The organism is Arthrobacter sp. TS-15 (genome assembly GCF_006964045.1).
Taxonomy (GTDB): Bacteria; Actinomycetota; Actinomycetes; order Actinomycetales; family Micrococcaceae; genus Arthrobacter.
In genome coordinates this window covers 1-20,329 of sequence record NZ_SDXQ01000013.1, presented here as the reverse complement: position 1 = coordinate 20,329, position 20,329 = coordinate 1, and the positions used below count along the sequence as shown (strand labels likewise).

Below are 20,329 nucleotides of genomic sequence, written 5' to 3'. Positions count from 1 at the left end.
CCGAACGAACGATGGGAAGACACCATGAGCTTTTTGGAATCGTTGTGGAGCATCATTGTTGCATTTTTCTTTGTTGCCTATTTGATCCTCCTCTTTCAGATCATCTCCGATCTTCTCCGCGATAAAGCCCTGAGTGGTGGCGTAAAAGCATTGTGGATCCTATGCCTGTTCGTGGCTCCTTTCATCTCCGCATTGATCTACGTGATCATGCGTGGAAAGGGCATGGCTCTGCGTAGTGAGATTCGGGTCAGGGAATCGGTGGAAGAGGCGGAGAACTACATCCGCGACGTTGCCGGAGCCCCCTCCCCCACCCAACAAATCGAAGCGGCCAAAGCGCTGCTTGCCGCTGGAGACATTAACGAAGCCGAGTACGCTCGCCTCAAGGAGATCGCTTTGGCCTGACCCAGGCTACGGTCTGCTCTTCACGTACAGCCGAAAGGGACCGCATGACGCGATTGAAGGCATTCCCCCTGTTGGAAGGCTGACCGTTCCGCTTCGGCCTCATCGCGGCGCTCGGTGTACTGGTAGCCCTGGCTTTGGGCTCCGCAGTCATCACATTGCGGTATTCGCTGACCTTGATCTTTGCCGCATTGTTCATCTCCCTAGGCCTCTATCCCCTGGTTCGTTGGCTGGAACGGTGGAAATTCTCCCGCGGCGGCGCAGTCCTTGCCGTGGCGGTTGGCTTCCTGCTGCTGGTGGCCGTGCTGATACGGTTCATCGTCCCCATCCTGGTGGAGGAAGGCGCAGCGCTGGTCAGTTTGCTGCCATCCAGTTTCGAAGCAGTCAGTGAACAGGAATGGTTCCTGGAATTTAACGGAACTTTGGGAGGAGCGCTGACCCCGCTCTTGGAGTGGCTGGAAACCTCGGCGGGGGATCCCAATGTGTGGCTCGCCATTGGCGGGGGTGCCGTGCAGGTGGGCTACAACGTGGTGAATGGCACCTTCGCCGTAATTTTTGTTGTTGTCCTGACCCTCTATTTTGTGGCTGGGCACGAAATGATGAAAGCCAGCCTTTACTCCCTGGTTCCCGCATCACGACGGGAATCATTCGCGGAGATAACCGACACAATTGTTGCTTCGGTGGGTAAATACCTCAGCGGCATGTCCGTCCTTGCGTTGTTCAATGCGATCTTCACCTTCATTCTCCTGTCTGTTGCAGGAGTCAGGTACGCGGCGGTCCTCGCTGTCCTGGCGTTCCCCATCACCCTCATACCTTTGGTGGGCAGCGCCATCAGCACGGCAATCATTACCGTGGTGTCACTTTTCACCTCTCCCTCGACGGCCCTTGTGGTCTTCCTCGTCATGCTGGCTTACATGCAAGTGGAGGCCTACGTGCTCACACCACGCATAGTGGGAAAGGCGATCAGCATCCCAGGCTCCCTGGTCCTCATTGGCGCGATGGTGGGCGGGACGCTCCTGGGCCTGCTGGGGGCGCTGATAGCGTGCCCCACCACGGCCTCTATTCTGCTGATCATCAAAAAGGTGGTCATACCGCAGCAGAACGCCAAGTAGCGCGGCATGCAAGGACTACTGAACGACGCCGATGCTGTCGCCTGGATCTTGTTGGCGCTCCACATTGTGCTCGGATCAATCGCGGCAGTGATGGTCTCCGCAAACAGGCGGCCGTCCTCTGCCATTGCCTGGGTGCTGGCGATCATCTTCATCCCCTACTTGGGAATGGTGGCATTCCTGCTGGTGGGCCGCGGCAAACTTCCCAAGGCCAGGCGCGATAAGCAGCGCGCCGTCAACGAGCTCATGCTGGCACGGACGCCCGGCCTCTCAGCAGTGAGCCACAGTGAGGACTGGCCCGCCTGGCTGCGCTCCGCCGTCGAACTTAACCTCCGGCTGGGCGCGCTGCCCATGGTGGGCGGCAACCGGGCCGAATTACTGGAGGACTACAAGGGATGTTTTGATCGCATGATCGAGGACATCGATGCCGCCACGGAGTACGTGCACGTGGAGTTCTACATTTTGGCGTTGGACCCCACAACTGAGCCGTTCTTCGAGGCCATGGCCAGGGCTTGCCGGCGGGGAGTTCCGGTCCGCGTCCTCTTCGACCATTTGGCAGCGGTCCTCGACCCCACGTATCGGGACATGCTGAGCGCTTTTCATGGGATGGGCGCCGAATGGCATGCCATGCTCCCCTTGCGTCCTTTCAAAGGACAGTGGCAGCGCCCGGATCTGCGCAATCATCGCAAGCTGGTGGTAGTGGACGGCAGCGTGGGATACACGGGCTCGCAAAACCTCATTGATGCGTCCTATAACAAGAAAAGCAACATCAAGCGGGGCCTCCAATGGCACGAATTGATGGTGCGGTTGGAAGGCCCCGTGGTGCGGGAACTGGACGCAGTGTTCGTCACTGACTGGTACAGCGAATCCGAGACACTGCTGCCGTTGGACACTTCGCCGGTGGTCCTTGGTTCCGCACCCGAGCTCATCGACGCACAGGTCCTTCCCAGTGGCCCCAGCTTCGACAATGACAACAACCTCAAGCTCTACACCACACTCATCTACAAGGCCGAGCACCGCGTCAGCATCACCAGCCCATACTTCGTACCGGACGAGGCCATCCAGTTGGCCATCATCACAGCAGCCTCCCGTGGCCTCAACGTGGAGCTCTTCGTCTCGGAAGTGGGCGACCAAGCCATGGTCTACCACGCACAGCGTTCCTACTACGAGGTTCTACTGCGGGCAGGCGTCCGAATTTACCTGTACAAGGCACCGCAAGTCCTGCATGCCAAGCACTTCACCGTGGACTACGACGTCGCTGTGATCGGCTCGAGCAATATGGATGTCCGATCCTTCAGCCTCAACATGGAAGTTTCCGTACTGGTTCATGGACGCTCAATAGTCGACCAAATGCGGGCAGTCGAGGACAGCTACCGCGCGGCCAGCACGGAGTTGCTGCTGGAGGATTGGCTCCGCCGGCCAGTAGGCCACAAGGCACTGGATAACCTGGCGCGGTTGACGTCCTCGCTTCAGTAGCGTGGCTTGGTTAGTCATCCAACTGCAGATACCAGGTCACTCCAGCGCTGATGGCCCGGCCCAGAAGCAATGAGAACGCTATGGCAATCACCACGGCGAACTCAGTGGAAAGCCCGGGCAGGAGCCCGGAGAGGGCACCAATACCCACGGAGTATGCGGACCACACGATGCCTGCCACCACGGAATACAGGACAAACCTCCCCCGTGGGACCGGGGTGATCGCGCTGGCCACGTTCATGGTCAGCCGCCCCATGGGCACGAACCTGGACGTCAGGACCCACGAGGCCGCATGCTTGGCCAAGCGTTCCCGGGATGCGTGCAGAGCCTTCTGGGGGCGGGGACCCTGAAGCATCCTCCAGTTGGCCATATCCCGGCGACGGACCAGTTCGTAGGCGCCCACGTCGCCGGCCACGGCACCGGCGAGCATGGCTGCGAACAACAGGAACGCGTTGGGGAGGTTATCCGTGGCCGCGAGCGCACCCAAGGCCACGAACAATGACGTCGTGGGAATCGGCGGGAAGATGGCCGAGAGCGCAACAAAGATCGCCCCAAGCGGGTAGACCCACCCGGAGTCCGCGGCACTCATGATGTCCTTGAAAAACTGCATGGTGAAACCCCTCTCGCGGGCCTTCTCCAAGCGTCTCACGGCCGCCAAGATCATCCTTACGTCCCATGGCCGCCACGCGGATCGTCTATACCGGGTGAATCCTCGAAGCCCCGCCCCTACACTGAAGGTGTGGACGACCTAGGTGGTACCCGCCCGGACCTCTTAAGCCCGAAGCCAACTGCGGTCCCACGGCCGCCCTTGGCTTTGATGGCACGCCCCCGACTCGTGGCCAAGCTTGATTGCACGGCCAGCACCGTGCTGATCTGCGCCCCCGCAGGGTACGGAAAAACAGTGCTCTTGAGCCAGTGGCTGGACGGTCAGTTGCACGACGTCGCGTGGCTCGGCCCCGACCAACACAACAGGGAAGCCCTATGGCCCGCCATATTGGGGGCGCTCCGGCGATGCCCTGCCGTTCCACCGGGCGCTTTGGAGCAACTTTCCGGAGCCGAAGACTGTGCTGTGGACGTCCTGGGAGATCTTGCCCAAGTACTGACTGCATCCGGCACCACCATTCGTCTGGTGATCGACGGCGTGGACGGCTTTGCTCCGGTTGAACGAGATTACTGGATACCCGCATTGCTCAACCAAGCGGGCCTGCCCCTTCAACTGGTCCTCGCTTTCCGGGACAGCTCTGCGGTTGACCCGGGACCTGCCCGGCTGAGCGGACGCGTCATTGAGTTGGGCGCGAAAGACCTGGCTTTCACTGTGAACGACATCAACGTACTGGCAGCAAGGACAACCACCCTGGTGGGGGTGCAGCAACTGCCTGAGCTTTTCAGGCAGACCCAGGGGTGGCCGGCCTGTGTGGTCCTCGCCTTGCGTTATCTTCGCGAGGCTGCCAATCCGGACGCCGCTCTGGGAGACCTCGCTGCCAACGACCGGCAGCTCTCCGATTACCTGGACCACCAGATCCTCAGTGCTCTTTCCCGTGAGGAACGGCATGTACTGTCCAGTTCCAGCGTGTGCCGCGAGGTGGTTGCGGCTCAGGCCAACGTCCTTGCAGGCAACACGAACGCCGGCTGCATCCTCTCGCGCCTGGCCGACGACAAGGGGATCGTTGAGTCGTCAGGCATCGGGCGGAATGTCTTCCTGGTCCACCCTCTGATCCGCGGCTATTTCAAAGCCAGGCTGGCCCGGAAGCACCCCGACCAACTACTGCGCTTCAGCCGGATTGCTGCGCGGTGGCATGAGTGTGCCGGCGAGCCTGTTGCGGCACTCAGGCACGCCATGGACTCCGCGGACAATGATCTGATCATCGACGTCCTTGAACGGCATGGCGCGGCGCTCTTGGGATCGGGTGAAGTGGTGCACGTCCGCCGTACGATTGCTGCTTTGCCTGACGCCCTCTTCGCTGTGAATCCCAAACTCTGCGTGGTTGCCGCACTGGCCTATGTTGAAAGCCGTCAGCCCACCACCGCTACCCGTTATTTAGCTGCGGCTAACCGGCATCGGACTGCCGACCCTCCTGCCGAACTCCGAGAGCTGCAGGCTCTGGCAAAAGCGCGACTTTCCTGGTTCAGCGACGCGTGGGAGAGCCATGACCCGCAGGCCACCGTGGATCACGCTGCGCTCCGTTTCTCGGGGCACAGCGACGTCCGTATCGAGGCGAGGATGGTTACGGTCACTGCCGCGTTGGTGGAAGGCAGCTATGGGATTGCCGAGAACGAAGCTTCCGCAGCCCTCATCGAAGCCAGCGAGGCAGGCAACGCTTACCTCGCCGGCAAGGTCTATCTCAAACTGGCAGCCATGTATTCGCTGCAAGGCCAGCTCCGCCGTGCCGGTGAAGTTCTGCGGCTCTCAGAGGAAAAGCTGCCGAGACAACTGTGGACGGCCGGCGCCGGAAGGTCTGCTGGCGCACTCATGCATGCCTCGGCCGCGCTCCTCCGTGCTGAACCGAACAAGGCCCTGCAGTTTGCCGCGGCAGGCCTTTCCGAACTCGGACAACTCGGGTCTTCCTCCACGGGAGTCGGGGGTGCCATGCGAGCCACGCTGGAGATCATTACAGCATGCGCGCACCTGGATTCCGGGAACAGGCGCAACGCCCTTGGCGACCTGCGGCAAGCCAGGCTGCGGATCAGCAGGGACCATGTCTTTGCCCGGCCGCTGGCTGCCAGCATCGCTGTGATAGAGCACACCGCTGCACTGGCATTTGGCCATGCCGACCAAGCCCGTGAGGTGTTGGAATGGGCGGAAGAGCGAATTCCAGGAACGGGTGAACTTTGCCTCCTGCGTGCTCAGGGGCCAGCCGGGATCAGCCGCTTCGACGCTGCTTCGGACCGCCTCAGGCCATTGCACGCCGGCACAATAACGCCGCTGCTGGAATGGACCAGGCTCCACGTGACCGTTCTGGAATGCTCCATGGCCCTACGAACCGGACGACGCACACTGGCCGGCAAACTCCTGGAAGAAGCCCTCCACACGGCAGCCGAACTGGACGTCCTCCGACCCCTGGCCATCGCTCCCCGGGAAGTGATGGACTTCCTGGTGGAAAGGGTAGGCGCCTATGGGCCGCGAGAGGCCCTGGCCCAGCGGCTGCTGACTTTACGGCCGCCCACTGACACCAGGCAAGCGCAGTCGTTGACTCCCCGGGAACGGGAGGTCCTCGCTCTCCTTCCATCGCATTTGTCGCAGGAACAGATGGCAGCGGAACTCCACTTGTCCGTGAACACGGTGAAGACTCACATTCGCATTATCTATTCGAAGCTGGGGGCCGGTTCACGGCATGACGCGGTGGCAGCGGCCTATAAGACCGGATATTTACCCTAGCCGTGACCTCGGAAAACGCCCATCACTCACCTGTTTGGGGTGACCCTGCGGCGGGAACACGGATCTAGTCTGAGAGAATGCTGGCCAAAGATCCTGCGGGTTACCGAAGGCACTCATGACAGACGTCGCCCTCACGTTGCTGGTGCTCGTCGTGGTGATTGCGGCGTTCGTGTGGAACCGCCTGCCGGTTGAGGTAGTGGCACTCGGAGCGGCCTTGGCCTTGTATGGCACCGGCATTGTGGGGTTGGACGATACGTTTGCCGGTTTCGGGAGCGGGACCGTGGTGTTGATTGCGGCGCTGTTCGTGGTGGCGGAGGCCATTGATGCCGCAGGCGTTACTACATGGTTGGGAAGCCTGCTCATCAGGTTTTCGGGGACGAGCCGGACCCGGCTGATGGTGTTGATGATGGTTCTTACGGCCCTGTTAACGGCACTCATCAGTGTCAATGGGGCAGTTGCCGCGTTGCTTCCCATGGTGGTTGTGCTGGCGGTTCGCCTGGGCAGGCGGCCTTCCGAGCTGTTGATGCCCATGGCCTTTGCCGCTCACGCGGGTTCACTGCTGATCCTGACCGGTTCACCGGTGAACATCCTCATTCTCAATGCGGCGCTGGACACTACCGGAACGGGGATCGGGTTCTTCGAGTTCGGGCTGGTGGGGCTTCCGCTGTTGTTGGGAACCATCGGTTTGACCCTTTGGCTGGGGCCACGGCTTTTGCCCACCAGGACCCCTGAGGCACTCCCAAAGGATCTGGGTTCCCATGGTGAGACGCTCATGAACCATTATCTGGATGGCGATGGGTTGAGCCGGCTCAGCATCCCCGCCGGCTCGGCCTTGGTGGGCCAGCCGGTTGCGTGTCTTCAGGACGAGCACGACGGCGGTCATCTCCACCTCATCAGCGTTCAGGACCCGGCCGGCAAGCCGTCCGAGAGCGATGTGTTCGAAGGAGGCGATGAGATTGTGGTGCGAGGGGGACAGCAAACCATCAACGCCCTTGCCGCCCGGTATGGCCTGAAACAGGACGACGACGCGACGTGCGGGCTCATCAGCAGCAGCTACGGAGTAGCCGAGGTGGTGGTCGCTCCCCGTTCGAACCTCGTTGGCACGGAGGCTTACCCCGGCATGGTCACCGAAAGCGGCGACCTGGTGGTGCTGGCCCACCATCATCCGGGCGAGCCGGAATCGTCGGGACGCACTCTCATCACCGCCGGAGACAGGCTGCTTCTGCAGGGAACCTGGTCTGCCTTGGACCAGCACACAGTGGATCACAACGTCTTGCTGGTGGACTCGCCGGATACCATCCGTAGGCAGACCGTCCCGTTGGGGCCCCGCGCCACACCGGCGCTGATCGTCGTCGGCGTCATGGTTGTCCTGTTGGCCACCAATCTCGTCCCTGCGCCGGTCGCCGCGCTCCTGGCCGCGCTGGCCATGGTGGTACTCCGCGTGGTGACCGTTCAGCAGGCCCACCGTTCCATGGCGTGGACCACGCTCATCCTGGTGGCGGGAATGATCCCGTTGTCCACGGCGATCACCTCGACGGGCACTGCGGAGATCCTGGCTGAAGGCATGGTGTCCGTAGTGGGAGATGGCGGCCCGTTGTTGTTGCTGGTGGGACTGTTCGTGGTCACCGCCGTCCTGGGGCAGTTGATCAGCAACACGGCCACAGCGCTGATCATCATCCCCATTGCCCTGTCCGTGGCGCAGGAGTCCTCCATCAACCCCTACGCAGTGCTGATGTGTGTGTCGGTGGCGTCCTCCGCTGCCTTACTGACGCCGGTGGCGACTCCGGCCAACATGATGATCATGCAACCGGCAGGCTATCGGTTCGGCGACTACTGGAAGTTCGGGCTGGCGATCATGGCCCTCTATGCAGCTGTGGCCATCCTGCTGGTGCCCGTGATCTGGCCGCTTCAGAACTAGCACCAATAAACCCATGCAACCAACAGAGCACACCAGGAGCAAGACATGGCCAGTGAGCGCACCACCAAAGAAACCCCACCACCCGTCAAGGCGGCTTCCTGGCTGCCCCTGATCGTGGTGGTCCTCACCCAGATCCAGGCATCGTTCGCCGTCAACGCCTTGACGGTTTCAATGCAAGGCATCACTACCGACCTGGACACTGCGGCTACATCCGTGGGCACTGCCATCACTGCCGGAACGTTTTCAATGGCGGCCTTCATCCTGTTGGGAGCGAAGCTGGGCGCGCGGTTCGGAACGCGCAAGGTGTTCCAGATCGCCGTGGCCATCCATGCGGCCGCCATGGCGGGTGTGGCACTGAGTCTCAGTCCCGCAATGCTGTTCATTGCCCAAGCTTCTTCAGGCGCGGTGATTGCACTGATCGCACCGGCCCTCACGGTCTTCATCGCCACCAATTACAAGGACCAGCAACAAGCCAAAGCCATCGGGCTCCTGGCCGCGGCCATCCCGGCAGCGGGTGTTTTGGCGCTGCTCATTGCCGGCTGGTTCGCAACCACCATCGGCTGGCGTTACTCGTTTGGTCTCATGGTGGTCCTTGGTGCCATCAACCTGCTGCTGAGTTTCAGGCTCAAGACTGTCCCGGCGCAACCGAACCTGAAGATCGACTGGACGGGGTCGATCATCGCCGCGGTGGCCGTCATCCTGCTGAGCTTCGGTTTCAGCGGCCTGTCCTCCTGGGGTACGTGGTTCGCCACCAGCCAGGCACCCTTCGAGATCCTCGGCCTCTCACCCGCGCCACTCCTGATCATCCTGGGGCTCATCATGGGCCAGGTGTTCTTCACGTGGATCAGGAAGCGCCAGGATGCCAAGCTTCCTCGGATCTTCGACCTCAGGGTGCTCGCTTCCAGTTCCGAGCTCGCAGTCACGGCGTGCATGGCCATCATGCTGTTTGTTGGTACGGCCGCAAACTTCCTGATCCCCCTGTATATACAGATCGTTCAGGGCCGTTCCAGCATTGAGACCTCGTTTTCGATCATCCCTTACACCTTGTCGATCTTCCTCGCGAGCACCTTTGTGGCTTTCCTGTACGACAAATTCCCGCCACGTGTCATCGCCCAGGGCGGCTTCGTGGTGGTGGCCGGCGCACTCATCCTGCTCGCCTTCACCATCCGCAATGACTGGGGTCAGGTCTTCGTGGTGCTGGGGCTGATTCTGCTGGGACTTGGCCAAGGCGCAATCGTCGCCTTGGTGTTCAACACGCTGCTCAGCGCGGTTCCCCGCGAGTTGGCCGGCGACGTCGGAGCTTGGCGCGGGCTGGTCCATAACCTCTCCGGCAGTGTGGGCATCGCGGTGGCGAGCGCGTTCGCCGTCGGAATGTTGTCCAGCCTGATAGCCAGCGGCGCCGCCGCGCATCCGGAGGTATCCCAGGAGTTGATCTACAAGGTGAACATCAACGAGGCCGATTTCATGACCAATGCCCAAGTTGAAGGCGTCATCGGCGACCGGGTCAGCAGTCCCGCCGAGTTGGAGGCCGCGATCGAGGTCAATGAGGAAGCTCGCCTTCGGGCCCTGCAGATCTCCCTCCTCGGGTTGTCCGGGCTTGCCTTGCTGGCGATTGTCCCGGCAGGCCGCATGCCCGGACGTATGAAGGGTGACCTCCCTGAGCAACTCGAACCGGACGATCCGGATGCCATCCCGGAACCCGGCCTCCCGGCGGACCAAGCGGTTACGGCGCATCCCACCGCCACAGCGGCGCAAGCGACCACGGCGGCTCAAACCACTACAGAACAGGCGAAACGGTGAATCACGAACCCTACAAACTCATCCCTGAAGGTTTCACGGCTGTCCCGTCCCTTGAGGCCGACGAACCGGAGCTGCACTTCGTGGACGGCTTTGATCAGCTGGATGCCCTTGGCGTGGTTGTCCCCTCCGAGGGTGAGGTTCCGGCGTCCGTCGGGCTGCACCGGGAAACTTTGGAAAGTGCGGGCTTCGACGGCAAACCCGGAACCACGCTGCAGTTGGCAAACGCCTCGGGCACGCTGGTGGTTGCGGTCGGCGGCGGCAAACCGGGCTCATTGGACGCTGACGGCTGGCGGAAGGCCGCAGCGGCCTTGGTTCGCGCCACGCAGCGCCACGCGCGGATTGGATTTGAGCTTTCCGATACTGCGGGAATCGATGCCGAGCACCTGGGGCAGGTTTTGGCCGAGGGCGTGCTGCTGGCCCGCTACCGCTACGACACACTAAAGAGCAAGGCCAAGCCAACGGCTCTGAGCGAGGTGCAGTTCCTCGCCCCGGGCGTAGACACAGCGGCAGCGGAACGGGGGCTGACCACGGGTCGGGTGAAGGTCCGCGCCACCAACATAGCCCGCGATTTGTGCAATGCACCGCCGAGCCACCTGACGGCTGCGGGTTTGGGCGAGGTGTCGCAGGAGCTTGCCAATCGGTTCGGTTTCACGGTGGAGGAGTTCAACAAGCAACAACTCATCGACCTCAGGTGCGGCGGTCTCCTCGGCGTCAATGCCGGCAGTGCCCAAGAGCCCCGCATGATCAAGCTCAGCTACCGACCGGAGGGATCGCCAACAGGACACCTCGGATTGGTGGGCAAGGGCATCATGTACGACTCCGGCGGCGTCAGCCTGAAACCGAGCGACCCCATGCACCTGCTCATGAAAATGGACATGGGCGGGGCGGCAGCGGTCTTGGCCGTTTTCACCGCTCTCCGTGACCTCGGCTGCAAGGCCGCCGTTACCGGTTTTCTGATGTGCACGGACAATATGCCCTCCGGTTCGGCGTACAAGTTAGGAGATGTCCTCACCACCCGCAGCGGCCTCACCATCGAGGTGAAGAATACCGACGCCGAAGGTCGCCTGGTGATGTGCGATGCCATGACGCTGGCGGTGGAGGACCACGTGGACGGCATTGTGGATATAGCCACACTCACCGGCGCGGCGCTGATGTCCTTGGGGCAGCTCACCGCTCCGGTGTTCGGGAACGATCAACGCCTGGTGGACCTGGTGCTTGAGTCCGGGAGCCGTGCTGACGAGCAGGTGTGGCAGCTTCCCCTGGAGCGGGCCTACCGTCCCCAGCTGGATTCCGACGTTGCTGATATCTCCAATCTGGGCGGACCCTACGCGGGGTCCACCACAGCTGCGCTGTTCCTGGCCGAGTTCGTTGGGGAGACCCCTTGGGCGCACATCGACATTGCCGGCACCATGCAGTCGGACAAGGACGACTTGTGGAGAAGCAAAGGTGCCACTGGCTTCGGCGCCCGCCTCCTGATCGACCTGGCCCTCGGCTACCCGGCGGGGTGAGGTGCGGAGGGCAGCAAAGAGGCCCCCCACTGCAGAACGTGCAGCGGCGGGGCCTCTTGGGCTTGGGCAGTTACGCCTTCTTGCGCGTGAACAGTCCCCAGATGATGAGGACCAGCAGTGCGCCACCGATTGCCAGCAGCCACGTGGAAAGCGACCAGAACTCGTTGATGCCCACCTTGAAGAGTGCGCTGCCGATCCAACCACCCAGCACGGCGCCAACGACGCCAAGGAGGATGGTGGTGATCCAGCCGCCGCCCTGCTTACCGGGCATGATGGCCTTTGCGATGGCGCCGGCAATCAAACCCAAGACGATCCAACCAATGATTCCCATTTTTCATTCTCTCTTTCCTGAAGGAGGCCCCAGTTCGGCACGGGGACGTGTGCCGCTATCTGCCTGATTGTTTGGCTACCAGCTGAGGCGTCGGAGCATGCCGACGGTTTGGCTGGCAGACGGCCTGCCGGCAGGGCGGGGATCAGTCATGGCGTGAAGCACCATGGACCAGCGCCGCCGCACCGTGCCGGGAATTCGGGGTTCCCCAAGAGTCCTTGCCACCATGGACTCCAAGGGTGTGCCTGGGAACGCTTTGGTCCCGGTCAGGCATTCGAGCGCAACCAAACCCAGTGAGTAGATGTCGCTGGCGGTGGTGGATGCTTCGCCGCACACCTCCTCGGGGCTGAGGTAGTGAGGTGTGCCCGAAGAAGAGTTGGGCGCCGCGTGGCGTCCGTTGAGCGCGATTCCGAAGTCAGTCAGTTTCGCGATTCCCGGCCCTTGCGGGTCGGAAGCGAAGTCCACCAGGATATTGCCGGGTTTGATGTCATTGTGGACGATTCCCCTGCGATGAACGTGGGCCAAGGCACGGGCAATGTCCGTCATCCAGGCAGCCGTTTGTTCAGGGGAAGCCGGGTTATGGTGCATGATCCCGCGCAAATCCTTGCCGCCCACCAGCTCCAGCACCACGTAACTGCGGCTTTCCTGATGGTGGATTCCTGCGTCGCGGGAGTCTCCCGAGTCCAGGACCCTGACAATGTTTTTGTGCCGCAGGCGTCCGTGGATTTCCAGCTCTCGCCGGAAAGGGGCGTTATCCGCTGAATCCGTGGACCTGAAAATCTTGACCGCAACCGCTTTGCCGGTAGCCAGGTCCCAGGCCTCATTGACGTAAGCCTCCGAGCCTCCGCCCAGTTGGGTGCCGAGCCGGTAGCGGCTTCCAAGGACCACGTCCGGTTGGCTGTCACTTGAGGCTACGGCGATTGCGGCGGGAGTCCCGGCGACGATGCTCGTGGACGTTGCTGTTGCGACTGCCGTGGTTGATGTTTCCCTCTTAGCGGCGCGTTCGGTACAGACGGCCCCGCGATCAGCGCGGACGGCCGCCCGTTCAAGGAGCGTCACTTGAGGAGGAGGTCGACTTCGGTGACCGGGACTCCGGTCACCTCGGCCAGAGCGCGAGGGTCGACACCGGCGTCGACCGCTTTTTTGAACGCCAGCTCCAGCGTGTTCTGCGCAATTGCCAGTTCATGCTGCAGGCTCTGGCGGCGGAGAGCCGCGATCCAGACACCACTCACGGGGTCCAAAGCGTCGATGTCCATGCGGAAGCCGCACCCGCAGGCCCATTCTGGCCAGATCGGCTCCACTGCGACCCACTGCATGGAGTCGTAGGATGGTCCGGCGGAGATTGCCATATGCGAACCGCAGTGCACGGGTCCACTGGGAATTGTCTGTTCCGTGACGGTATCCACGGTGTTTTCAGCCACTGGTTTAGAACTTGGTTCACGCAGCGCGACTGTCATCGTTCTCTCCCACACATTCCCTAGTAAGTAGCTTGGCTATCTAGTTATATGTGTACTTACTACTTAATGTCCAGTCCGGATTATTTGGCCACGCTGTCTATGGCTCCGCGCATTCGCCGCAGGAAGTCCACCACTACTGCCGATTCCTCGGGATCCAGGGTCTCGGCGACCTCCATCATCCGGGCATGCATGTCACCCAGGGTGCTACGAACCTCCTGATCGGACCCGGGTGTGGGCTTGAGAATAAGGGCGCGCCGATCAGTTGGATGCGGCTCACGGGTGACGTAGCCGGAACGGACCAAGCGGTCCACCAGGGACGTCATGGAGGCAGACGTCATCCCCAAACGCACCGTCAGCTCCTTGGGGCCCACGTCCCTTCCAGCACGCTCTGCCTCCAGCAGATACCTCAATGCCATGAGGTCCGTCTCACCCATGCCCATGGCCGCCTGGGTTCGACGACGCATGTCAGCCTCGGCCGTGCGATAGTCCCTCAGTGCATTCAACACGTCAACAGCACCCATCCGCTTGCGGCTTTCCAGCCCGTACCAATAGCCCTGACGTTCACTTTTGTCGCTCATCACCGGTCCTTTGGTAGACATGTATCTAGATTGTCTAAGCAATTGATACTAAGTGATTTGCCCGGGCGGCGCTGACCGCGTCCGTTTTTCCTGAGGCTAGGCGCCCGAATTTGCCGCCCGTAAACGCCGCCAAACAGCCGGCGCCACTACCACGGCAACACCGACGGCGGCGCCAATGACGGTCTCGATGATGCGGTCCCGCAGCAGCAAAGCAGGATCCACCGGCGCGGCCAGCAGAGTAGCAATCAACGCCAACGGCGTCACGAAGACCTGGGCCACCAGATACTGGCGTGCAATGAACATCTCCGCCCCGAACTGGCACGCGGCAATGACCAAAACCATGACCCACGGCGCAGGATTCAGCCACAGAATGCCGGCGAGCAAGACCAGCCCAATCACTGTTCCTGCGATCCTTTGAATGCCACGGCTCACCCTGTGCCGTGTGGAGTGACCCACCAACGGAACAACAGCTGCCACCATGGCCCAGTACGTATGCCCGAACCCCAGCCGTTCCCCCACCAACGTAGCGATGGTTCCCGCCAGCCCTGCGGCCACCAGGTAGCCGGCACCCTCAAGCCAGATGGCACGCTTTTCGGCCGCAGTGTGACGAATGGGCGGGGGCCGCTTCCACGGAGTCCGGTGGCTTTTGAGGATCCGCGATGACATACCGATCAGCAGGCACAACACGGTAGTCGCCACCGCCACCAGCATGGCTTCCCAGAGGGGAGGCTGAGCCGTGATCGAGGCAATGGCAGCGAAGGCGAAGATGTGAAACAAGGAGCCACCGGGCCGGAGCCGCCACGCTGCAACCACCACGGAGCAGGCGCCGGCAACCAGTGTGGTCGCTGCCGTGAGTAGCCAGGAGTAGGCTGCACCATCCATGCCCCCAGCTTGCGCCAAGCGGGCAACCATCGTGGCCAGAAGAATAATGAGAAGCATGAAGCCGCCGGCGCGCAACTGGCTGCGGAAGCGCACGCTGTGAGGTTCGTTCCTGCCATAAATACCGGTGAACGCCCCGAACGAAGCAAACACGGCCAGATCCAGCCGGCCCAGCAACGTCAACGTAATCAACGGAACAAACACACCTACAGCGCAGCGGAGTGCGGGATGGTGGTCCTTGTTTCCAGGACCCATCGTGAACATTTCCGCTACAGCCTTCAAGGGGCGGCTCGCCTTTCGTCGCAGGACCAAACGTACGACGGCGGCGCTGGCGTCCGCTTCAAGGTTACGCCCGGCATTTAGGGCTACCCGGGTATTGGGCGCAGATAGTGCCCCTCATCACGTGTACGAGGGGCACTATCTTTGAAACATGGCCGGGACCCTGGGACTAGAAGTTTGACGCTGCTCCAGCCATCGGGGTTGTCGCCAGTAGGTTGCCGGCCAAGTCCGTGATTCCAGATGCGGGCGTGTACGTCGCCGCTAGCGCGCTTCGATTTGCGTTGCTTGGGGTGCCCGAAACAGTTGCACCCAAGGTGATGGTGAGTGTTTTTGCCGTGGCATCCCAAACCAGGGTTGACCCGGAGTACGTCAGGACTCCTGGTGACGGCCCGTAGATGGCTCCCAGATCCACGCTGCCCACCGTAATTGTCGGCGAGCTGCCGGCGCTGACCGTGAGCACGTTGCCTGAGTTGATACTGACCGTCACATTTTGGGTAGGTGATCCACCCGGCGAATCAGTCCATGCGGTGTTGATGGTACTGACTTTAAGAACCTCGGAGTACGTCAGCGTCACGGTATCGCCCGGGTCGATCTTCCCATCCCTGCTCCCACCGTTGTTCAGTCTGACGCCCGTAACCTTGGGCGCTGTTGCGTCCTTGGATGAGATCGCAGACCCTGCGAGGCTGACGTTTCCTGCTGCGTCCGTTGCCCTCGCAGAATAGGTGATGGTTCCGTCACCGAAGCCACGGAGATCAACCACTGCAGCCGTCCACTTGCCAGAGCTGTCGGTGCCTATTTGTTGGATTTTGGGCTGCGCTCCTGCGCCGGAGATGGTCAGGGTGATCGTCGAGTTCGGTTCGGCTGCGCCCTTGACCAGAACTTCCGCAGCAGTTGTCCCGTTAAGGGCGGCGGGTGCGTTCACACTTGGCGCGTCCGGCGCAGTGGTGTCCGTAACCGGAGTGGTTGCGTTGCTTCGCAGGCTTTCGGCTCCTTGCCAGAGGGACAGCAGGGGAGTCACCGTGTAGAACCATGTTCCGGCCGGGACGCCAACTTCAACGCAGCTCAATGCTGCAACGGTTGCGCTGCAGCTGCCCGTTGCCGGAACCTTCGTCCCGCCGGTCGCCGTACTGTAGCGGGAGATGCTGTAGCCGGTTACGGACCGTCCTGCCGCCGTCGTACTAGCGGTCCAGGCGACCGTCACGCTGGTGCCGGAAACGGTAGTAGTTGGCCTCGCGCCTTGGCTAAGGGCATCAGCTTTTGCCACTCCGGAGCCGGCACTGACCGAACCCCAGAAAGCAACGGCAGCGGGCCCTCCCCAGGAGACGAAGAGGATTCCCACCACGATTAAGGCAATGCGATGCCACCGGCCAAAGGTGCCGATGTTGGTGGTCTGACGATGCCGACTCACTTCCGCACCTCCATGGTGACGGGAACAGTGAACTGGGCGCCCTGGCAAGCAGACGGCGAAGCAGCGCTCATGCTTGCCGCCCCCTGAAGCGTGAGCGGGATGGAGCTGTTTGCCTGAATAGTTATCGGCGGTGACAAAGGAATGGGAGGCGGCGTGAAGGTGACGCCTGTGGTGGCACAACCGGGGTGGGCTGCGTCGGCGGTGACGGCACCATTGCCCGCGATGCCATAAATGGTCACCGCGTGGGAATTGGGGTTTGTGGCTCGCAAGATGACGTCGGCGGTCCCACCGGGTGCAAGGCTGGTTTGCAGGGTATCGCCCGGAATGAGCGCGTCCACCGTGACGGTCTGCATGGTGCCATTCGTTGCTGATCCACTGCCAGTTCCGCTGGTAGCCCAGTAGGCGTACGCGGTCCCTGCGCCGCCCAGGATGCAGAGGGCCACGGTGGCAGCGGCTGTTCGTGCCAGGCGTCCTGTGTTTGGAGTGCGCGGAGTTCGGGCTGTCGCAGTCATGTCAGTTCGCCTGTCCCGTGCCGGAGTACGTGAGCTTAAGGGTCGCGCCTTTGCAACCATCCTGAAGCTGGGCGGTGTCCAGCATTTTGAGCTGCGGCCACTTCCCTGGCGGCACGTTCAAGCGTGAAAGTGAACTGGTGCCCGGCTCAACGGTGAGTGGGTATGACCCTGTGTATTGGGCGATGTGGTAATCCGCGGCCGTGCACGGCAGGTTAGCGGCCACAGCGGCGGGCGTCCTGACCACTTGGCTGATCTGCACGCTCAAGTTCGTCACCGCGATGCTCTTGTTGTTGGTGTTGTTGATCTGCAGGTCCACTCCGCGGGAAACCCCCGGGGCCAAGAGCCCGACGACGGAACCGGAAACGCCGAAGTTCCGTTTGACCTCCAAAACCTGCAGCTGTCCCGGTGCCGTGTTGGACATGGTTGTCCCGCTGCCGGCCTTGACGGTGAAGTCGGTCTTCGTGGCCGGCGTCGTGGTTGCCGTGGCAACGGTCAGCGTCACCTGTGCGGTGCTACCGGACGTGAGGTTGACCAACGACGGCGACTGGCTGGCAGTCGCTCCTGCCGGCAGTCCCGCGACCGCGAAGGTCACCGGGCCGGCGAAGCCCCCGGTGGATGTCGCAGCCACCGTGAACGTGATGGACTGCCCCTGGTCCACGGTGCGGCTGGAGGGTGACAGCGTCACGGTTATTCCCTTGCTGTCCTTCGCCTGGTTCCCTTGCGAGGTCCCCTGCCCGCTGCTTGCCGCGAGGGCCGCCACCGGGACGAAAGCAACTACGAGCGCAAGTATCAGCGCGCGGAGTGGCACTCGTGTTCGGTGGAACGGCGTTGTTCGCGTTGGCCGGTGGTCCATGGAAGCTCTTTTCGGACGTGTTCGGTGCTGCGGGAAGAAATGCGTAGGCCGGGGACCACTGGCAAAGTGGTCCCCGGCGGTCCTGAGCTACAGGCTGGTGACGGTGATTTTGACGACTGCACCCTTGCAGGCGTCCTGGTTCACCGTGGCGCTGTCGTTGAACGTCAGCACGCCGTCGCCCACGGACGTTCCTGTGGTGTTGGCCGCGACCGGGCTGTTGCTGGTGACGGCCGTGACCTGGAACCACTCCGGAAGACAGCCAGCCACGTTTGTGGTCACGCTGGCGGTGAGGGCGCCCACCACGGTGCTGGAAGTGGTCGAATTGTCGGCCGTGTAGGCAACATCAACCTGGTTGCCCGGCGCGAGTCCTCCTGCGAAGTTCGCGTGAAGGGTGACCGTTCCGCCGCCGGCCGAGTTGGTTGCCGTGCCGTTGCCTGAACCGGTGGTGGTCCAGTAGGCGTAGGCGGCTCCGCCACCCACTGCTACCAATGCCACACCTGCGACGGCTGCGGTGACCCGGCTCTTCTTGGAAAGCTTGCGCATGATAAGACTCCTTGGTTGATCTACGTCCCGGGGAGCCGCGTCGCAACCCCCAAGCATCCGATCGTTGTTGTCGGATGAAGCGATGTCCCCAATGGTTCAGTCAGCGCAAGTGCCGTGGCTAGGTTTCCGGGTACCTCTCTTTTCATTCGAACAGGGAGTCGAAAGATACCCACCTGTGCGATGCCGGTACTTAGTTTTTCCGCCTCACTACTTGGCCCCCCGCAGGTATACCCAGCTTCGGCGGTGCGTCGAGTACTCACCTTCCCCGGGCTGTGTCCAAAATATGGACACAGCCGTCGCCGCCGCCAACGCCCGAACCGTGGCGCGAGTGCGCGAATATTGTGCTCGTCTTGAGCAAAAACTGCGCTGGTGTTCGATTGTGTCGGCTCCTTGACGGACAGTTTTACTAGTGTCTAGGACTCACGCCCGACGGCGGCCGGTCGCCCCGGAGAGGCAACCGACCGCCGTCGTACTACTGCTGTTGTGATGGCCAGCAACGTGGTGGCCAGCGAAATGCTTGTGCGGGTGTTTAGCCGTGTGCGGCGAGGATGGTGGAGGCTTCCTGGCGGGTGGTGCCGGAGTCCTGGATGCCCTCGGCGATGTGGGCGAGCTCGTCGGGGATGTCCCGGCCCTTCTTCCGCATCGCGGTTGCCCAGAGGCGCCCGGCACGGTACGAGGACCGCACCAACGGACCGGACATGACACCGAGGAACCCGATCTCTTCGGCCTCGTGCTGGAGGTCCACGAACTCCTGCGGCTTGACCCACCGGTCCACCGGCAAGTGACGCTCGGACGGGCGCAGGTACTGGGTGATCGTGATCAGATCGCACCCGGCCTGGTGCAGGTCCCTCAGGGCTTCGGAGATTTCCTCGCGGGTCTCACCCATGCCCAGGATCAGGTTGGACTTGGTCACCATGCCCAAATCCCGGCCCTGCGTGATCACGTCCAGGGACCTCTCGTACCGGAACGCCGGACGGATGCGCTTGAAAATCCTCGGCACCGTCTCCACATTATGGGCGAACACCTCGGGCCTGGAATCACAGATCGCCGCGATGTGCTCGGGCTTGCCGGAGAAATCAGGGATCAGCAACTCCACCCCCGTACCCGGGTTCAGCTCATGGATCTTCCGGACCGTTTCGGCGTACAACCACACACCTTCATCGGCCAGGTCATCACGGGCCACCCCGGTCACCGTGGCGTACCGCAACTGCATCGCCTGCACCGAGCGGGCCACCTTGGTGGGTTCGAACATGTCCACCGGTGAGGGTTTGCCGGTATCGATCTGGCAGAAATCACAGCGCCGGGTGCACTCGGACCCGCCGATCAGGAACGTCGCTTCCTTGTCTTCCCAGCACTCAAAAATGTTCGGGCACCCGGCCTCTTCACACACCGTGTGCAGGCCTTCCTTCTTCACCAGGTTCTTGAGCTGGACAAACTCCGGACCCATCTGGACCTTGGCCTTGATCCACTCAGGCTTACGTTCAACCGGGACCGCCGAGTTACGCTGCTCAACGCGCAGCAACTTACGGCCTTCAGGTGCGAGTGTCATGACGTTCCTTTGTGTTGATTTCCAAGTTGTGAGGCCTGCTCTGCACGTTCAGCGTGCGTTTTAGGGCGCAGAGCGGGCCTCGCAATGCATGGTGGTGTGCCTCTTAGCATTCGACGACGTTGACGGCCAGGCCGCCCATCGCGGTTTCCTTGTACTTATGGGACATGTCCTTGCCCGTCTCCCGCATGGTCACGATCACCTCGTCCAACGACACCCGATGCGTCCCATCGCCCCACAACGCCATCTTCGCCGCGTTGATGGCCTTCGCCGCCGCGATCGCGTTCCGCTCAATACACGGAATCTGCACCAACCCCCCGATCGGATCACACGTCAGCCCCAAATTATGCTCCATGGCGATCT

General features: G+C 62.0%; 19 protein-coding genes. 7 read left to right on the top strand and 12 right to left on the bottom strand.

Features of this window, described 5'->3' with window-relative positions; all coding sequences use genetic code 11:
* Positions 1 to 24: 24 nt before the first annotated feature.
* From EU811_RS05490 to cls, 3 genes are all read left to right on the top strand, one after another.
* Positions 25 to 402: a PLDc N-terminal domain-containing protein gene (locus EU811_RS05490; RefSeq protein WP_142937484.1), complete on the top strand. Its 378-nt coding sequence runs from the start codon at positions 25 to 27 to the stop codon at positions 400 to 402.
* A gap of 101 nt (positions 403 to 503) precedes the next feature.
* Positions 504 to 1,511 (top strand): AI-2E family transporter, encoded by a 1,008-nt coding sequence (locus EU811_RS05485; RefSeq protein ID WP_342211713.1) that lies wholly within the window; start codon positions 504 to 506, stop codon positions 1,509 to 1,511.
* Positions 1,512 to 1,517: 6 nt separating this feature from the next.
* The gene (gene cls / locus EU811_RS05480) at positions 1,518 to 2,984 is read left to right on the top strand and encodes a cardiolipin synthase (RefSeq protein ID WP_142937483.1); all 1,467 of its coding nucleotides are present in this window, start codon (positions 1,518 to 1,520) and stop codon (positions 2,982 to 2,984) included.
* Between the two features lie 10 nt (positions 2,985 to 2,994).
* On the opposite strand, the gene EU811_RS05475 is transcribed toward cls, so the two are convergent.
* On the bottom strand, positions 2,995 to 3,630 hold the full coding sequence (locus EU811_RS05475) for a DedA family protein (RefSeq protein WP_238703306.1): 636 nt from the start codon (positions 3,628 to 3,630) through the stop codon (positions 2,995 to 2,997).
* A gap of 168 nt (positions 3,631 to 3,798) precedes the next feature.
* Between EU811_RS05475 and EU811_RS05470 the strand changes: the two genes are divergently transcribed.
* The 4 genes from EU811_RS05470 (at position 3,799) to EU811_RS05455 (ending at position 11,583) form a co-directional block, all read left to right on the top strand.
* Positions 3,799 to 6,357 (top strand): LuxR C-terminal-related transcriptional regulator, encoded by a 2,559-nt coding sequence (locus tag EU811_RS05470; RefSeq protein WP_238703305.1) that lies wholly within the window; start codon positions 3,799 to 3,801, stop codon positions 6,355 to 6,357.
* A 115-nt stretch (positions 6,358 to 6,472) separates the two neighbouring features.
* Positions 6,473 to 8,275: an SLC13 family permease gene (locus EU811_RS05465; protein WP_142937481.1), complete on the top strand. Its 1,803-nt coding sequence runs from the start codon at positions 6,473 to 6,475 to the stop codon at positions 8,273 to 8,275.
* 45 nt (positions 8,276 to 8,320) lie between these two features.
* The gene (locus EU811_RS05460) at positions 8,321 to 10,075 is read left to right on the top strand and encodes an MFS transporter (RefSeq protein ID WP_142937480.1); all 1,755 of its coding nucleotides are present in this window, start codon (positions 8,321 to 8,323) and stop codon (positions 10,073 to 10,075) included.
* Complete coding sequence (locus tag EU811_RS05455) at positions 10,072 to 11,583, top strand: leucyl aminopeptidase (RefSeq protein ID WP_142937479.1); 1,512 nt, start codon at positions 10,072 to 10,074, stop codon at positions 11,581 to 11,583. Before EU811_RS05460 ends, EU811_RS05455 begins: the two co-directional genes overlap by 4 nt.
* Positions 11,584 to 11,653: 70 nt before the next feature.
* Here the strand turns inward: EU811_RS05455 and EU811_RS05450 are convergent, their stop codons facing one another.
* The 11 genes from EU811_RS05450 to EU811_RS05400 all read right to left on the bottom strand — a co-directional run.
* Positions 11,654 to 11,914: a GlsB/YeaQ/YmgE family stress response membrane protein gene (locus EU811_RS05450; protein WP_142937478.1), complete on the bottom strand. Its 261-nt coding sequence runs from the start codon at positions 11,912 to 11,914 to the stop codon at positions 11,654 to 11,656.
* A 75-nt stretch (positions 11,915 to 11,989) separates the two neighbouring features.
* Positions 11,990 to 12,970, bottom strand: coding sequence for a serine/threonine-protein kinase (locus tag EU811_RS05445; RefSeq protein WP_142937477.1), 981 nt, complete (start codon positions 12,968 to 12,970; stop codon positions 11,990 to 11,992).
* Positions 12,967 to 13,332 (bottom strand): hypothetical protein, encoded by a 366-nt coding sequence (locus EU811_RS05440; RefSeq protein WP_223941216.1) that lies wholly within the window; start codon positions 13,330 to 13,332, stop codon positions 12,967 to 12,969. The genes EU811_RS05445 and EU811_RS05440 overlap by 4 nt, the downstream gene beginning before the upstream one ends.
* Positions 13,333 to 13,448: 116 nt before the next feature.
* On the bottom strand, positions 13,449 to 13,946 hold the full coding sequence (locus EU811_RS05435) for a MarR family winged helix-turn-helix transcriptional regulator (RefSeq protein WP_223941217.1): 498 nt from the start codon (positions 13,944 to 13,946) through the stop codon (positions 13,449 to 13,451).
* 96 nt (positions 13,947 to 14,042) lie between these two features.
* Entirely contained in the window at positions 14,043 to 15,107 is a 1,065-nt protein-coding gene (locus EU811_RS05430; protein ID WP_165450156.1) for an FUSC family protein, read from the bottom strand.
* 166 nt (positions 15,108 to 15,273) lie between these two features.
* A complete protein-coding gene (locus EU811_RS05425; RefSeq protein WP_142937474.1) occupies positions 15,274 to 16,512 on the bottom strand; it encodes an Ig-like domain-containing protein in 1,239 nt (412 codons plus the stop codon).
* Positions 16,509 to 17,024: a hypothetical protein gene (locus tag EU811_RS05420; protein ID WP_142937473.1), complete on the bottom strand. Its 516-nt coding sequence runs from the start codon at positions 17,022 to 17,024 to the stop codon at positions 16,509 to 16,511. The genes EU811_RS05425 and EU811_RS05420 overlap by 4 nt, the downstream gene beginning before the upstream one ends.
* A 1-nt stretch (position 17,025) precedes the next feature.
* Positions 17,026 to 17,709 (bottom strand): hypothetical protein, encoded by a 684-nt coding sequence (locus EU811_RS05415; RefSeq protein WP_238703304.1) that lies wholly within the window; start codon positions 17,707 to 17,709, stop codon positions 17,026 to 17,028.
* Between the two features lie 255 nt (positions 17,710 to 17,964).
* A complete protein-coding gene (locus EU811_RS05410; RefSeq protein ID WP_142937471.1) occupies positions 17,965 to 18,420 on the bottom strand; it encodes a hypothetical protein in 456 nt (151 codons plus the stop codon).
* 529 nt (positions 18,421 to 18,949) lie between these two features.
* Positions 18,950 to 19,969 (bottom strand): lipoyl synthase, encoded by a 1,020-nt coding sequence (gene lipA, locus EU811_RS05405; RefSeq protein WP_142937470.1) that lies wholly within the window; start codon positions 19,967 to 19,969, stop codon positions 18,950 to 18,952.
* 103 nt (positions 19,970 to 20,072) lie between these two features.
* The coding region (locus EU811_RS05400) for an L-serine ammonia-lyase, iron-sulfur-dependent, subunit alpha (RefSeq protein ID WP_187697082.1) at positions 20,073 to 20,329 on the bottom strand (257 nt) is incomplete at its 5' end.